The following is a 14,476-nucleotide window of genomic DNA, read 5'->3' as shown; positions in this document are numbered from 1 at the left end:
TTTCGATACTCGAGTGGTCGAATGCGAATCACTACTACCAGGGGACACAGTGAAACTGATCAGAACAGCAACGGTCGCGGTGGCGTTGACCGCAGCCGTAGCCACCGGCGCAGGCCAGGCCGTAGCGGATCCGACGTCGGAGTCGATGAACTACCAGACGTCGGTCAACCCGGATGGAACCGTCAAGACCATCCTCGACGCCGGTCTCTTCCGCGTCGATGCGACGAGCGAGACGGTGTCGATCGTCGACCAGGCCGGCTCCACGGTGGCGTCGATCCCGCTGGAGTACTCCATCAATGGAACCGTCTACTCCATTGCGCCCCTGATCGGTGCCGAAGGTCGGGAACTCACTCTCACCCCGCAGACCGTTCCTGTCGCTGAGGTCGCAGGCGCGAAGACCAAGCAGCAGGCCTTCGACAACATGGTCAACCAGCTCGCCATCGGTTGGAACAACGGCGGCGGCGTCGGCACGGCCATCGGTGCAGGCCTCGGCTTCGCCATCGGCTGCGTCTCGATCTTCCCGAACTTCATCTCGGGCTGCATCATCGGAACCGTGATCGGTACGGTCGCCGGCACGGTCATCGGAATCAACAACGCCAACCCCGAAGCTCAGCCTGCGGTGTTCGAGTACTTCACCACTGCGTAGAGCACGACGGCCACTGGCCGAGGGATGTGGAACAGCGGGTAGAGCGCGTGCGCTCTACCCGCTGTTCGCTGTCCGGCCAGTGAGGGCTCGACGCATCGACACCGCTTTGACCATCGTCTCCTCGAACTCCTCGTCGGGGTCCGAGAGCGCGACGATCGCGCCTCCAACGCCGTACGTGACCTCGTGCTCGGTCGCCACGATCGTGCGAATGACGATCGAGAAATCTGCCGTACCCGTGATCGAGAAGTAGCCGATGGCACCGGAATACACTCCGCGCGGCCCATCTTCGAGCTTGTCGATGATTGCCATCGTGCGAATCTTCGGAGCGCCGGTCATCGAGCCGCCGGGGAACGCCGCTCTGATGCAGTCGGCAGCCGACGCGTCGTCACGCAGCCGGCCACGAACCGTGGAGACCAATTGGTGCACGGGAGCATAGGTTTCGACGTCGAACAGCTTCGGCACGTGTACCGAACCAGGAACGCACACCTGAGCCAGGTCGTTACGCACCAAATCGACGATCATCAGATTCTCGGCCTTGTCCTTCTCGTTCGCGACGAGGTCGGCCTTGAGTGCGTTGTCCTCTTCGGGGGTGGCCCCGCGCGGCCGAGTTCCCTTGATGGGCTTGGACTCCACGATGCGGTCGGCGTCGATACGCAGGAATCGCTCGGGGGAGGCGCTCAGGACCGAGACGTCGGGAAAATTCAAGAAGGCACTGTACGGGGTGGGATTGATTTCCCGCATGTAGGAGTACGTCGCCGCGGGGTCGATGGAACCGGCCACGGTGGCAGTGTTCGTCAGGCAGACCTCGTAGGTTTCACCGGAACGGATTTCGGCCAGGCACTGAGAGATGAGGTCGAGGTAATGCGTGCGATCGTGCCTGAGCCGTGGCTCCAGGGATAGCTCTGCGCCGAGCAACGGAGCACCGGACGCAGGTATCCCACTGGGCGCGCTCACGGTCTGCGCCTTCTCGGACAGTCCACTCAGCGTTGCGGTGACCGAGTCGAACCACTGCGCGAGGACCGGATCCCCGGGGGTATCGGCCAACCCCATCAAGTACAGGGTGCCGGCCTCGTGGTCGAACACCAACGCCCGATCGGAGAACACCATCGAGGCGTCGGGGGTCGCCGAGGTGTGCACCAGCTGCCCGCCCGTATCGGCCTTGAGTTCGTACCCGAGGTAGCCGACGTAGCCCAGTCCGAATGCAAAGGGAAGATCGTGCCGCGGGGGAGTAGCTCGGCGACGTAGTTGGGCGTCGATGTAGTCGAAGAACGTCGAGTGGATGTGTTCTTTCGTGCCGTCGGAGCCCTCGACGGTAACCATCGTCTCGGCTACCGAGTACGTCACGTATTCGGCGTGCGGCCCGGAGCAATCGCCCATGACGGTGAATCGGCACTCGGGCTCGAGTGCGGCGCTTCCGTCCAGCCAGAAACTCTTGGTGTCGTGCGCGAACAGCGTCTGGAACACGCGCTCGGAGTCGAAATCGCTGTCGATAGTGCGGGTTTCGATGGTGAACATCGAATCGTGGGTCCCCGCTGCGTTCGCTGCGCTCGACCGCGCTAGCGTCAGATCGCGGAAATTCGCCAGCAGCTCACGCCCGTATTCGGTGCTGATCGACTCGGGGTGGAACTGCACTCCCCACAACGGCTTGCTGTGATGACGAACCGCCATCACCAGACCGTCCGGGGTCCAGGCGACTTCCTCGAAGTCGGCGGGAGTCCGGGTGACGACCAGAGAGTGGTAGCGCACCACGGAATACGGCGAGGGAATCCCCTCGAACAGATCCACCCCGGTGTGCGTGATGTCGGTGATGCGGCCGTGCATCGGTGCGGGGGCCAGATCGACCTCGCCCCCGAAGAGGTGGCACATCCCCTGATGGCCGAGGCAGACACCCAGAATCGGGAGACCGGATTCGCTTATCACTCGACCACTGATACCGAAGTCCTGCTCGACGTCCGGGCGGCCGGGACCGGGCGAGATCACGACGTTGTCGAACGCGGCGAAGTCGAGGGAAGACCACGCGACGTCGTTCTTGACCACGGTCGGTGGTCGGCCGTTGACCTCGGCGAGGAGGCTGTACAGGTTGTAGGTGAACGAGTCGTAATTGTCCACAAGGAGGGTTCTGATCGTCATCGACGTACCTCTATCGTTCGCCCTCGAAGCCAGATTCTGGCCCCGGAGAATCGATGATGAGATCCTCGACGCGACACGCCTCGGCAATCATCGACTTGTACAACTCTTCGAGAAAGTCGGGCGACAATCCGTTCGCGGACGCGAACTCACGAGCCCGTTCGGTCACCACGCCCACCCGGCCCGGCTGCATCATGGGAATACCGAATTCGCGTTTGACGTGGGCCACCCGTACACACACATCGATTCGGTCGCGTACGGCTGCGCGCAAGACCTCGTCGATACCGTCCAATTCGCGGCGCAATTCCGCCAACTTCTGTTCGCCGACCGCAACGCGTCCGTCCGATTCCGAGTCGGACGCCGCCGTCCGCGGATCGTCGTGCAGACACTGATCGGAACCCTGGCTCACGAGTTGATGCCCCCTGTTTTCGACGACTACGGTGCTGATGATTATCGGTCGCAGCCGACATTTGTTACCGCGATCATCACAGACTCGGTAACCGACTACATGCGATGTTCGATGGTGTCATCCCGAGCCGTTTTCGCGCCACTCAAACGCGAAGAAAACGGACGCTGAACGACAATAATCACACAAGTCACCCGAAAAAAATCTCCGAGTTTCCAACCAATCGAAAAAATGCACCGCCGGATTGTTTCCAATCGGGCGGTGCATCGCTCAGGGGATCAGGCTCCGCGTCGCTTGACCTTCAGTAGATCGAGGCGCTCCTTCAGCAACTCTTCCAGTTCATCCACCGAACGGCGCTCGAGGAGCATGTCCCAGTGGGTACGAGGAGGCTTGACCTTCTTTGCCTCGGGCGCGGTGCCCTCGATCAGAGAACCCTCGAGTCCGTTACGGCACGCCCACGTACCGGGAATCTCGGCGTCGTCGGCGAACGGGACGTCGAATTCCTCACCGTTGTCGCAGCGATAGCGAGCCACGCGGCGGGGTGCCAAATCGTGATCACGATCGGTCTCGTAGCTGACGGCTCCCAGTCGACTACCTCGAAGTACACGATCTGCCATAGTGAAGTCCTCTCCATCGATAGTAGGTATGTGCGCCGATTCCACCGGCCGGTTTCGGCGCGGCCGAGCTTCGTCGTCCACCCACTGATCTACAACGTCGTCGAGCGTCCGTTCGTTCCCGGCTCGCCCGCGCAGATCAAGGCATCTTACCTCGCCGGCAAAGTAGGCTGAGCGACCATGTCCGTGAAAACCCGTCGCAACCAGACGTGCGAGTGGTGCGGACGTCCCATCGACGATGTCGGCACCGGCCGCAAACGACGGTACTGCCGACAATCGTGCAGACAACGTGCGTACGAGCAGCGCAGTGCCGTCAAGGGGACGTCCATTCCCGTCGACGCCGTCGTGCTGACCGCCGAGGAAGCATCGGCCGTTGCAGATCGCGCATTCGAACTGCGCTGCGCGGCCGAGGATGTCAGCACCGCAGTGGCAGAAGGTGCCGCCGCCGACGAACTGCAGCGCCTGTGTATCGAGCTCGTGGCGAAAGCACACGATGCCGAGCGGCTGCGCTGAGTATTTTCGGGGCTCCTCGCTGGTCGTCCTTCGTGCGGCGCGACGGTCGACGACATCGCTCCCGTCGTTGTTCACCGAGTCCGTGGACAATGGGCGACGCACGCGCGTCTTGCGCGGACGCAAAGACACACAGAGGAGCTCCATGGCGTTCTGGGATCAACTCAAGTCCAAAGCACAGGAATTGAACGGGCAGCTGCAAACCAAGACCAGCCAGTTCAAGAACAAAGAGTTCGCCAACGGCAGCATGGCGATGTGCGCTCTCATCGCCGCCGCGGACGGCACGATCGATCCGGCCGAGCGACAGAAGACGGCAGCGCTGATCGCCGGAAACGAAGCTCTCCGCGTCTTCGAGTCCGATGAGCTCCGCCAGAAGTTCGACTGGTACTGCGACAAGCTGCAGGGTGACTTCGACTTCGGAAAAGTCGAGGCCACCGCGACGATCGGCAAGTTGAAGTCCAAGCCGGACCAGGCCCGTGCCGTCATCCAGATCGGCATCATCATCGGCGGTGCCGACGGGCATTTCGACGACCACGAGAAGGCCGCCGTTCGCAACGCATGCTTCGCAGTGGGAATCGACCCGGCCGAGTTCGAGCTCTGACCCGCTCCGACGTGGGCATCGAGACTGGATGAGGTCTGCGGCGACCGACGACGCATCGACGTCGTCGGTCGCCGTCGCCGTCCCTGGATTCCATCTGTCCTGCAATTTCCTACTCCGCGGGTTACTTTGCTCGTTCCGGCTGGGTGCAAAGACGTCGTCGACGCGTCAGCGGACCGATCGATCCGTGACCGAGGAGACCGAGCATGACTGTTGCCGCGATTTATCTCGTCATCGCATTCGGCCTCGGCGGACTCGCGATGGCGGTGCGACTACCTCCGTTGGTCGGCTTTCTGGCGGCTGGGTTCGTCATCAATGCTCTCGATGTCGGTGAGGTGCCGCAGCTGGACCTGCTCGCCGACTTGGGGGTGACGCTGCTGTTGTTCGCCATCGGCCTCAAGCTCGATCTCCGCATTCTGTTGCGCCGCGAGGTCTGGCTCACCACGTCGGTCCATCTCGCGATCAGCGTCGTGCTCGGAACCACGGTGTTGTGGTTGGCCGCCGTGGCCGGCCTGGCCATGCTGTCCGGGCAAAGCCTGACGACCATCGCACTCCTGGCCTTCGCCATGTCGTTCTCGAGCACCGTGTTCGTCGTCAAGGTACTCGAGGAGCGGGGGGAGTCGCATGCGCTCTACGGCCGCGTCGCCATCGGCGTCCTCGTCATGCAGGACATCGTTGCCGTCGTCTTCCTGACGGTCACCAGCGGCACTCTGCCCAGCCCATGGGCCTTCACCCTCGTCCTGCTGTGGCCGCTCACGCGAATTCTTCGGAGAATTTGGAGCGGGCTGGGGCACGGCGAGATGCAGTCGTTGTTCGGCATCGTGATGGCTCTGGTTCCGGGGTACGCACTGTTCTCCACGCTGGGCCTCAAAGGTGACCTCGGTGCCTTGATCATCGGTGTCCTGTTGGCTTCGCATTCCGCGTCGTCCGAACTCGCACGGTCTCTGTTCCACCTCAAGGAGCTTCTGTTGGTGGGCTTCTTCGTCTCGATAGGCCTGTCCGGACTACCCGATGTGCCCAGTCTCGTTGTCGCTCTGCTGATGATGCTCGTTCTGCCGCTCAAATCCGTGCTCTACGTAGCGCTGTTCGCCGCGATGAAACTTCGGTATCGAACGGCCCTGCTCGCAGGACTGAGTCTGATGAACTACTCGGAGTTCGGTCTGATCGTCGTCTCCGTCGGAGTGACGACCGGGCTGCTGGAACCCACGTGGCTGGTCGAGATGTCGATCGCGGTGGCTCTGAGTTTCGTGGTGTCCGCCCTTGTCAACGGCCGCGGCCACCTGATGGTCGAGAAGATGGCGAGCCGGCTGCCCGTCCAGGACGAGCAGAGCCTCCACCCCGAGGAACGCCCCGGTGATGCCGGCGACGCCGAAGTCGTCGTCATCGGCATGGGGCGTGTGGGGTTCGCGGCCTACCAGCGACTGAACGAGCACTACCGATTGGACGTGGTCGGAGTCGACTACGACGGCCCGCGCATCCGTCGACTGGCCGAGCAGGGACTGCGTGTCATCGAGGGCGATGCCACCGACCTCGACTTCTGGCACCGACTACGCAGATCGGATTCCGTCCGGATCGCGGTGCTCGCCATGCCGCGGCACGGTGCGAACGTCACTGCACTGGCGTGTCTGCGAGAGTCCGGCTTCGGTGGAACGGTGGCGGCGGTCGCACGGTACGACGACGAGGTGCAGTGGGCAAAAGACCAGGGCGTCGATATCGCCTTCAACGTCTACGCTGGCGCGGGATTGGAACTGGCCGACCAAGTAGGGCATTCGACCCCGGAATACATCGACGATCGCACCGACTCCGAGACCGACGAGCCGCGTACACCGGACAACACCGGATAGGCCAGCGGTGCGAGTGATGGAGGCGCTCGCCGGAAACGAATGGGGGAGTCGTCAGGTACTGCCTGCCGCTCCGCCTCCTCCACCTGCACCTCCACCGGACGCAACGGATCCGCTACTGCTGGAGACGAACACACCGGAGAACGCAGACCAGGGGAGGACCACCGGGACACCCGCCGCATAGTCGGCATCCGCGGGTGATGTGAAGGCTCGTAGCGGCGTGTCACTCCCTGGGTCGGTTGCGGCCTCTAGTCGTTTCCGAAAGAACGGGGCCAAGCCGAACGCAACGATGTCAGGCAGAGCTACGTTCAGATCGACCGACTCGTCGTTGTCCTTGGCGGCCTGCTTCAGTCCGTCGCGGTACGCCTCCCAGGGGCGAGAGGCGTCCAGGCCCGCGACCGAGAAGCGTGAGTAGGCGATCGCCGTCCACAGTCCTGCAACGAAGAGAAGGCCCGACAACACCGCCGCGAGCCACATCGTCCGTGCACCCGACGTCGCCACGGCAATTCCTCCGATTGCGAGAGCGCCGCCGAGTACGCCCAAACCGGCCAACGCTGTCCGGCGTCGACCTGAGCCGTCGGCGACGAATCCGCTGTCCCGCAGTGTTTTCTCCAAGAGTTCTTTGGTTGCACCGGGGCCTCGAGCGATCTTCTTCAACTCGTCGCCGGGTACGACATCGTCCTCGGCTCGTTCGGCGAGCATCGACCAGACCGTCTGTTGAACCTCGCCGCGGGCACGGGTTCGGTCGACAAGCCTGATCTTGACTGTCCCTTTGTCGACCTTTCCCGGCTTCTTGTCCTGCTCGAAGGTGAGCGCATCGGCGGTGGCAAGCGCCAGTACGGTCCCCGGTACGCCGCTGGGCTGCGCGCTGCGGTGCACCAGGGCGGTCGCGTACGCTGCATCGGTGGCCTGGTCCGGTCGAACCGTCGTCGGATATTGTTGGGAGACAGTCGGTTTCGCTCGTCCCCGAAACACCGTTCCCACCAGAAGCAGCCCGAGAAGCGCGAACACCGAACCGGCCCACGGCAGCCAGGTCGAGCCTGGACCGTCGGCGAATCTGTCCAGGGCAGTCACCGGCGGACCGGTGCGAATGTCGGACGCCAGGCGATCTATGCCCGCGGTCAGGCTTCCTGCGACGTCACCATCTCGCAGCGGCGGAATCAGTGCGTCCTCGATGATGGCCTCTTGTTCGTCCCGCGGAACGTTACCGTCGTCGTACGTGGAGCCGACGAAGATGCCCGCGCGAGCCTCGTCGACCTTTCCCGGCTCCCGGTTGATCAGTATTGCGCCTGCAGTGTCCTGGTCGACGCCCGTCAGGGACACCCATCTCTGCTGCAGGTCTTCTACTTGATCCAACGTGTCGTCGGGGTCCGCATCGAGCTCACGCACGTACGCGATCACGTCCGCACCGGTGTCGGACTTCAAGTTCTCCAACTGACGTTGGATGTCCGCGGTCTGCGCCGGATTCAGAGAAAAACCCGTTCGGTCGTAGACACGCTGACCCGAGGTCAAACCCTCGAAGTCGGCGTCTCCGCCGGACGAATCGTCGGAGCAGCCGACGAGGCCGAACGATGCAATGAGGGCCATCAGTACGGCTGCAGCAACTCGGCGGTGGAAGTTCCGGCGACGGGATGTCTCGAGAAAGGCGTCCATCATACGAACTCTAACCAGAGTTCGTATGCGGTAGCCAGCACATCGGACCGACGCGGCAATGGATATCCAGACTGGTCTTCTTCCTCACCGTTGTTTCGTCACAGTGACGAAACAACGGTGAGGAAGAGTAGAGAGGGAGAGGGTGCCGTCCGGTCCGCAGTGCGCCGATCCCATGACAGCGGGCAGTCAGCGGGCCGGCTGCGACAACTGTTCACCGGATGCCCGTCACATTTCCCGCAGGCATTTCGATACCACCGGGACGCGTCGCGTCGACGCAGACTTCGGACAACGAAGAGCTTCAGCCGAATCGACTGCGTCGAGCAAAGTTGTTGGGCTGCAGCGAACTACAGTCGATCCCAGCGAACTGCAGGTCGACAGTTTGCCGATAATCAACATTATGTCAGGTACTGTCCTGAACGTTCGATCGACCTGGGTAATCGGTTGTCACTGCGGCGGCTCCATGAATTCGATCGTCTCTCCGTGTGGACCCACCGCGTACATCACGCGGGTGCCCACCTTTGCCCCGCCGGCAATAGGTTGAGGAGTTCCCTGCGCCGTCCACCCGAAGTTCGCGATTCGCGTCAGGACCGCGTCGATGTTGTCGACCTCGAAGGCAAGATGCGCGAAACCAGGATCGTGTGGTCGAGAGGATCCCTGCTCTCCCTGGACGTTGCGATATTCCAGCAGTTCGATCGTCTGACCCGCAACGGATACCACCGCCATCCGGACTGTAGCCCCGTGCGCTCCGGTGACCTCTCCCAGAAACTCTCCACCCATCTCACCGGTACGTTCGAGGACCGCGCCGAGACCATCGATCCAGAACCGAAGGGCGTCATCGAGGGAACCGACGGCGAAGCCGACGTGGTCGGAGCGAAGGATTCTGAACGACATGCCAGGAGCCTACGCCTGGCATGTTTCACGAATTGCGCTTCTGTTCGGCTCTCATCAGTCCGCCTCCGACGATCAACCGCTGGATCTCACCGGTCCCCTCGTGCAGCCGCGGCAGAATCAGCGAGCTCCACCAACTTGGTTACTCCGGAAAATCCGCGCTCCGAGACAGCCTTTCGTTCGACCGGATGTCGCCCAAGTTTTGTTCCAGCGCACCGATCACGGCGTCGTACCCGCTGTTGCCCAGGATCAGTCGGCGTGGCGGCGGGTCCTGAGCCATCGCTTGGATCACCGCACGGGCACCACGATACGGATCGCCCGGCTGCACCCCGTTCATGTCGACGAAATCGGCACGAACCTGTTCCAGCATGTCGTGGTAATCCGGAATCGCTTCCGCGACAGGCTCGTCGGCGAATCCAGCGTAGGCGTTGGTGCGGAAAGCCCCTGGTTCGACCGCCAACACGGAGATGCCGTGCTCGGCAACCTCCTGGCGCAGAGCGTCTGTGACGGCTTCGATCGCGTATTTCGTAGCGCTGTAGTAGCCGAATCCGACCGCCGCCAGAAGTCCGGCCACTGAGGATACGTTGACGATCCACCCACTTCTGCGGGTGCGCATTCCTGGTAGCACGGCTCGCGTAACGGACAGTACTGCAAAGAAATTCAGCTCGAACATTGCCCGGATCGAGGCTTCGTCCATTCCCTCGATCGATCCGTACCAGCCGCGACCGGCGTTGTTGACCAGCACGTCGATACCGCCGAAATGCTCTTCGGCCGTTCGTACCGCCTGCAGTACCTGTGCCGCGTCCGTGACATCCATGGGCACGACGAGAACGCGGTCACCATACTGATCGGCCCACGACGCCAGTTCACCTGGACGCCGCGCCGTGAGTACCACGCGGTCCCCCGCGCCCAAAGCCACCTCGGCGTACGCCATGCCGAAGCCGCCTGGGGTGCCACCGGTGATGAACCATCGCTTGCTCATGGCTCGATCACCAACCGGTTGATCAGCGCGCCGTCCAGAGTGAAACGGTAGTGCAGGTCGACGACTCCCCCGGGAAAATTGCCTTCCAGGTGCTGCGTGACGTCGACGGTCGTGCCGGTCGCGGTCGCTCCCGTGAACTCCGTTGTGTAGGTGTACTCACTCTCATTGACCGAGGCGGTCAACCATGCCTCGATCTCCTCGCGGCCAGAGTGATCACGACCCTCATCGGTCACGACGGCATCTGCGGTGAACACGGTGATCACTCGAGCGCCTTGTCGGGCGTCGAGTGCGGTCATGAACTTCTTCACGTTGTCCGGGAGTGCATCCCATTCTGTGGTCATGACACCACGGTGATGCCTCCCCCAGGGGGAAGGTCAATACCGGATCGGCTACCGGTGTTCATGACCGACACTCGCCCCGGCGCCCCGTCGACTCACGCTGGTACGCAGGACGTCAAGCGGCGGACCGTGGCTTGCTCAGCAGCAAGCGTGCAGTCAGCCCGGCCAGGAGCGCCCAGAAGGCAGCGCTGACACCGACGATGACTGTGCCGGACGCGGCGGTCACAAAAGTGATGACGACGGGGATTCGCTCTACCGGATCAGCGAACGCGGCGGTCAACGACGCGGCGAGTGTCCCGAGTAGGGCGAGTCCTGCGACCGCGGCAATGACTCCGACGGGGGCAAGTGCAACGAGTGTGCCGAACGACGCCGACGCCACGCCGAGCAACATCAGGACGATTCCCGCAGTCAGACTTGCAATCCATCGGCGAGTGCGGTCCACACCCGCGTCCGGCCCGGCAGCCAGGGCGGCGCTGATTGCCGCCAGGTTGATCGCATGCCCGCCGGCGGTAGCGCCGAGCAGGGTGCCTGCGCCGGTCACGAGCATCGATCGCCGCCACGGAACCTGGTAGCCGAGACCGGCCATGACCGCTACACCCGGGACGTTCTGTGAAGCCATGGTCACGAGGTACAGCGGAAGCGCGATCCCGACGACACCCGCGACGGTGAACGTCGGCGAAGTCAAATGGACCCGAGGTACGAGGTCCGCCGGGCCCACCGTGGTTTCGCCGGCCGCCACCGTGATCCCGATGACGACTGCGGCGGCAAGAAAGGCGAGGGGCGCGGCCCAACGGGGCGAGAACCGAAGTGCAACAAGCCAAGTCAGGACGACCGGGGCGACAGCGATCGGGTTCACAGCCAACCCGGTGACCGGGCCGAGACAGAGCTGCAGGAGGACCCCGGCGAGCATGGCTTGGGCAAGCGAGGTGGGGATGCGGGTGACCAGCGCCGCGAGCTGGGGTACCAAACCGGTGAGGACGATCAGCACCCCCGTGACCAGGAACGCCCCCACCGCGGCGGGCCAACCGCCATCGACGGTGCCGGTGGTCGCGAGCAGGGCCGCGCCGGGGGTGGACCAGGCGGCGGTGATCGGCAGCCGAGTCTGCCAGGAAAGGACGATGCAGGCCAGACCCATGACGACGGTGACAGCGAGCAGGCCGCTGGCGGCCTGCTCGTGGTTCGCTCCTACCGCTGTCAGGCCGCTCAGGACTACCACGAACGAACTGGTGAACCCGACCAAGGCCGAGACCACGCCTGCCGTGATCGGTGGCGCCAGTCCACCCGTCTTACGTGCATCAGAATGGGCGGTATCACGCGGTGGGGTGTGGCTCATGGTTCTCCTCGGCTCGGTGGGAGCCCAGGCGCGCGGCAGACGTCAACAGACGAGGCCGCTTCCCGATGGTGATCCATCCACAGCGCCAGTCACGGCCCGACCACAGGGTAGACCGAAACTACGGACCATCGGTACCGGAACAACCGTGACCGCTTCATCCCATGGAGCAACCCGACGCGCACCACCCGAACCATCTTCGGTGCCATTGATGCTTTCGCCCGGTATCGAAAAGACTGTGCGCGTTGCGAACCCGGGCAGTCCTCGATGGTCGGCCGACGAAATCCGTGCCGCCGCCGAAGAGGGCTACGGTTCTATCGGTCGCAGTGTCATTCCGGGTCGTTCGAGCGTGCCTGCGTCTCTTCGATGCGTTGCCTCTGCCGCACACCGTATGCGGCTTCGGTGACTGCGCGATCGTCTTCGAGGCCCGAACCGAGCGCCCCACCGATGGTCGCAATGGACGCGAGTAGCCAAGCGAGACTGAGGTAATCGGAAAAGCCGACCGCGTGTCCGAGGGTGCTGGACAGCAGTCCCGGAGGAAGTGTGAGACACGCGGTCCCCAGCAGCATGCAGAACAGGGCTATGTGGAGGACGACAACGCCGATCACCAACGTCACGGCTGTCGCTGCGTTGTACAGCACAGATCTGTCTCGCTCTTCGGGTGATTTCGGCCGCTCCCACAATTCGTGATCGAGAATCAGCCACAGAACCATCGCCGCAATGGAGAGAATCGTCGCCGCGCACATTCGCCATGGGCCCATTGTGTCGGCGAACAACCAAATCGTGCTGGTAGCCAGCGCGAACGCTCCGGTGGCAAAAGAGCTCCGACCAGCACTTTCGACAGCCCTGTCACGAGCCGCCACGGCCGGTTCGCCCGCACCATCCCCGACAACAGCCGCAACCGTCGAAGTCCCGACGGTGCGAAGAAGCGTGTTCCGCCCTCGATGTTCTCGCTGGGAAACCGCGATGGTGCGCCGGGTGGGGCTAGTTCCGGTTCACCCACGGCATAGGCGATTGCCAGTTCGGTCACCGTGCGGACGCGGTCCTCGATACGCACACCACCCACCGCTGCAACGGAGATGAGTGCGAACAATCGTTCGGCGCTGACGTCGGCCACCACCGGCATGGTGTCTTCTCGCCGTGGCAGATCGGTGAGGTATACGACGATTTCTGCGTCCTCCGAAGACGGATCGACAGCGTCGATAACGTCCGCCAAGTCCGCTTGCTCTCCAGAGAGGTACGGCTTACTGCGTACTCGCGACGTCCATCTGCGTTCGCGGTGGTCTCTGCTTCGTAAGTGTTGCGGTAGGTGCGCAGCCACCCGGTGTGCGAGCGCAGTGGGTTTGCCGGGATCAGCGATCAATAACACCGAAGCCGGTTCGCCTGCGGAACCCGCTCGATCCACCTGGTTGTGGTCGATCCCCGACACCACACAATTCTAACCAGTCAGGTCCGATCCGGGAACCCTCTGGCTCGAGAATTCCTGAGGCTCGGCGAATTCGGCATCGGTTCACCAAACCGATGTCCGTACAGAGGTTTTCGCTGCTCGCTCGGTCGCCGGCTCACGCGGATTATCACGATGTCTCCACTCCGGACCATCTCATGATTCGCAGGGCGCGCAGGGTATTCCACCTACTCGGACGCCCATCGCCATTCTCGATCGGAAAGTGGACCGCACCGGCGTGAGTTCTGTCCAGCAGCCAAGTGCCGTCGTCGCACTGTCTCGACCGGATGTGTTCGATTGCCTCCGTCAACCTCGGGTCGACGAAAGATCCAGCGGTTCGGAAGTAGTCGACTCCACGAAGCAGGTCGTAATGCCACCAGGTCGGAAAGGGGAAAAGCAACCAGTTCGGTTCGACGAGCTCCCCCGTGCTCACCCTCCTGGCCAGCCGGCGTTCCAGAAGGTACTCCTCGCCTCGGTGGCGTGCGGCACTCGACGCGGGAGGGCCGCCAGTGGCTCGTTCGTGCTCGAGCAACCCTTCGAGCACACAGATCGTCGAGTGAAAAGACCCGCGAGTCGATCCGTACTCCGCCTCGCAGTTCCAGCCACCGTCGGCGAGCTGATCTTTCACCAATCTGGTGACGATCGCGTCGACGTCGACTCCGAAATATGCACCCACGGCGACAGTCCTCCCGTTGATGCAGGGCTCGACTTCACCGTCGAAGAACCGTTGGCCTGCGTGTTCCCACCGGCAATTCCGGCGCACCGCCTCGATGGCGGTCCGTACTTCACCGGCGTACGGGTCGACACCCATCTCGCGCAGCAACGTCAACGAATGAAGCGTCGAAGTCCATGGCTGCCCTCCTGAGAAATCGCCGTCGAAACCCGATGGGAAGCAAGCACCTCCGGCCCACAGGCCGTTCGGGTCGCGCGCGGCAAGCAAACGCGCGCCCCAGCCTTCGTACACAATTCGATTGCGCTCACTCGCCACATCAGCAGGGGGCGCGTCGTGCAGATCGCGCAGTACCTGCCATCGAATCGCTGGATCCGAATCGAGCAGCCACTCGTCCATGACCATGAAGGCGAGGCTAGCAATGAAACC

At 63.0% G+C, this 14,476-nt stretch carries 14 protein-coding genes, 1 pseudogene and 1 riboswitch; of the genes and pseudogenes, 5 read left to right on the top strand and 10 right to left on the bottom strand.

Translation table 11 applies throughout. The annotated features are described in order from the left end of the window. Window positions 1-49 precede the first annotated feature (49 nt). Window positions 50-646 carry a hypothetical protein gene (locus JLZ96_RS00580; RefSeq protein WP_032365824.1) on the top strand — a complete coding sequence of 199 codons (597 nt, stop codon included), beginning with the start codon at window positions 50-52 and terminating at the stop codon, window positions 644-646. 54 nt (window positions 647-700) lie between these two features. Here the strand turns inward: JLZ96_RS00580 and pabB are convergent, their stop codons facing one another. The 3 genes from pabB to JLZ96_RS00565 all read right to left on the bottom strand — a co-directional run bounded on the left by pabB (window position 701) and on the right by JLZ96_RS00565 (window position 3,796). After that, on the bottom strand, window positions 701-2,776 hold the full coding sequence (gene pabB, locus JLZ96_RS00575; RefSeq protein ID WP_032372412.1) for an aminodeoxychorismate synthase component I: 2,076 nt from the start codon (window positions 2,774-2,776) through the stop codon (window positions 701-703). Window positions 2,777-2,786: 10 nt separating this feature from the next. Further along, on the bottom strand, window positions 2,787-3,182 hold the full coding sequence (locus tag JLZ96_RS00570; RefSeq protein ID WP_027497119.1) for a chorismate mutase family protein: 396 nt from the start codon (window positions 3,180-3,182) through the stop codon (window positions 2,787-2,789). A 275-nt stretch (window positions 3,183-3,457) separates the two neighbouring features. Further along, entirely contained in the window at window positions 3,458-3,796 is a 339-nt protein-coding gene (locus JLZ96_RS00565; RefSeq protein ID WP_027497120.1) for an RNA polymerase-binding protein RbpA, read from the bottom strand. Window positions 3,797-3,826: 30 nt separating this feature from the next. Here JLZ96_RS00565 and JLZ96_RS00560 point away from each other — a divergent pair, with 30 nt between their 5' ends. The 4 genes from JLZ96_RS00560 (at window position 3,827) to JLZ96_RS00545 (ending at window position 6,745) form a co-directional block, all read left to right on the top strand. Continuing rightward, the gene (locus JLZ96_RS00560; protein ID WP_155288453.1) at window positions 3,827-3,967 is read left to right on the top strand and encodes a hypothetical protein; all 141 of its coding nucleotides are present in this window, start codon (window positions 3,827-3,829) and stop codon (window positions 3,965-3,967) included. 6 nt (window positions 3,968-3,973) lie between these two features. After that, window positions 3,974-4,306, top strand: coding sequence for a hypothetical protein (locus tag JLZ96_RS00555; protein WP_027497121.1), 333 nt, complete (start codon window positions 3,974-3,976; stop codon window positions 4,304-4,306). Window positions 4,307-4,448: 142 nt separating this feature from the next. Then, window positions 4,449-4,904: a tellurite resistance TerB family protein gene (locus JLZ96_RS00550; RefSeq protein ID WP_027497122.1), complete on the top strand. Its 456-nt coding sequence runs from the start codon at window positions 4,449-4,451 to the stop codon at window positions 4,902-4,904. A 203-nt stretch (window positions 4,905-5,107) separates the two neighbouring features. Beyond that, window positions 5,108-6,745 carry a cation:proton antiporter family protein gene (locus JLZ96_RS00545; protein ID WP_032370555.1) on the top strand — a complete coding sequence of 546 codons (1,638 nt, stop codon included), beginning with the start codon at window positions 5,108-5,110 and terminating at the stop codon, window positions 6,743-6,745. A 51-nt stretch (window positions 6,746-6,796) separates the two neighbouring features. On the opposite strand, the gene JLZ96_RS00540 is transcribed toward JLZ96_RS00545, so the two are convergent. The 7 genes and pseudogenes from JLZ96_RS00540 to JLZ96_RS00510 all read right to left on the bottom strand — a co-directional run bounded on the left by JLZ96_RS00540 (window position 6,797) and on the right by JLZ96_RS00510 (window position 14,452). Beyond that, window positions 6,797-8,395: a TPM domain-containing protein gene (locus JLZ96_RS00540; RefSeq protein WP_201009339.1), complete on the bottom strand. Its 1,599-nt coding sequence runs from the start codon at window positions 8,393-8,395 to the stop codon at window positions 6,797-6,799. A 444-nt stretch (window positions 8,396-8,839) separates the two neighbouring features. Further along, window positions 8,840-9,286 (bottom strand): VOC family protein, encoded by a 447-nt coding sequence (locus tag JLZ96_RS00535; RefSeq protein WP_032370557.1) that lies wholly within the window; start codon window positions 9,284-9,286, stop codon window positions 8,840-8,842. A 139-nt stretch (window positions 9,287-9,425) separates the two neighbouring features. Then, window positions 9,426-10,265, bottom strand: a complete 840-nt coding sequence (locus JLZ96_RS00530) for an SDR family NAD(P)-dependent oxidoreductase (protein ID WP_201009338.1) — start codon at window positions 10,263-10,265, stop codon at window positions 9,426-9,428. Next, window positions 10,262-10,606 (bottom strand): nuclear transport factor 2 family protein, encoded by a 345-nt coding sequence (locus tag JLZ96_RS00525; RefSeq protein WP_052055084.1) that lies wholly within the window; start codon window positions 10,604-10,606, stop codon window positions 10,262-10,264. The genes JLZ96_RS00530 and JLZ96_RS00525 overlap by 4 nt, the downstream gene beginning before the upstream one ends. Before the next feature lie 112 nt (window positions 10,607-10,718). Continuing rightward, entirely contained in the window at window positions 10,719-11,936 is a 1,218-nt protein-coding gene (locus JLZ96_RS00520; protein ID WP_201009337.1) for a benzoate/H(+) symporter BenE family transporter, read from the bottom strand. A gap of 15 nt (window positions 11,937-11,951) precedes the next feature. Next, window positions 11,952-12,039, bottom strand: a riboswitch (ZMP/ZTP riboswitch). Between the two features lie 223 nt (window positions 12,040-12,262). Further along, a pseudogene (locus tag JLZ96_RS00515) lies at window positions 12,263-13,362 on the bottom strand (hypothetical protein). Between the two features lie 145 nt (window positions 13,363-13,507). Next, window positions 13,508-14,452 (bottom strand): squalene cyclase, encoded by a 945-nt coding sequence (locus tag JLZ96_RS00510; protein WP_201009336.1) that lies wholly within the window; start codon window positions 14,450-14,452, stop codon window positions 13,508-13,510. Window positions 14,453-14,476: the final 24 nt, after the last annotated feature.

This window comes from Rhodococcus sp. NKCM2511 (genome assembly GCF_014905595.1).
In the GTDB taxonomy this organism is placed as follows: domain Bacteria; phylum Actinomycetota; class Actinomycetes; order Mycobacteriales; family Mycobacteriaceae; genus Rhodococcoides; species Rhodococcoides fascians.
Note: the sequence above shows the minus strand (reverse complement) of the source record. Positions and strands in the feature narration are given on the sequence as shown.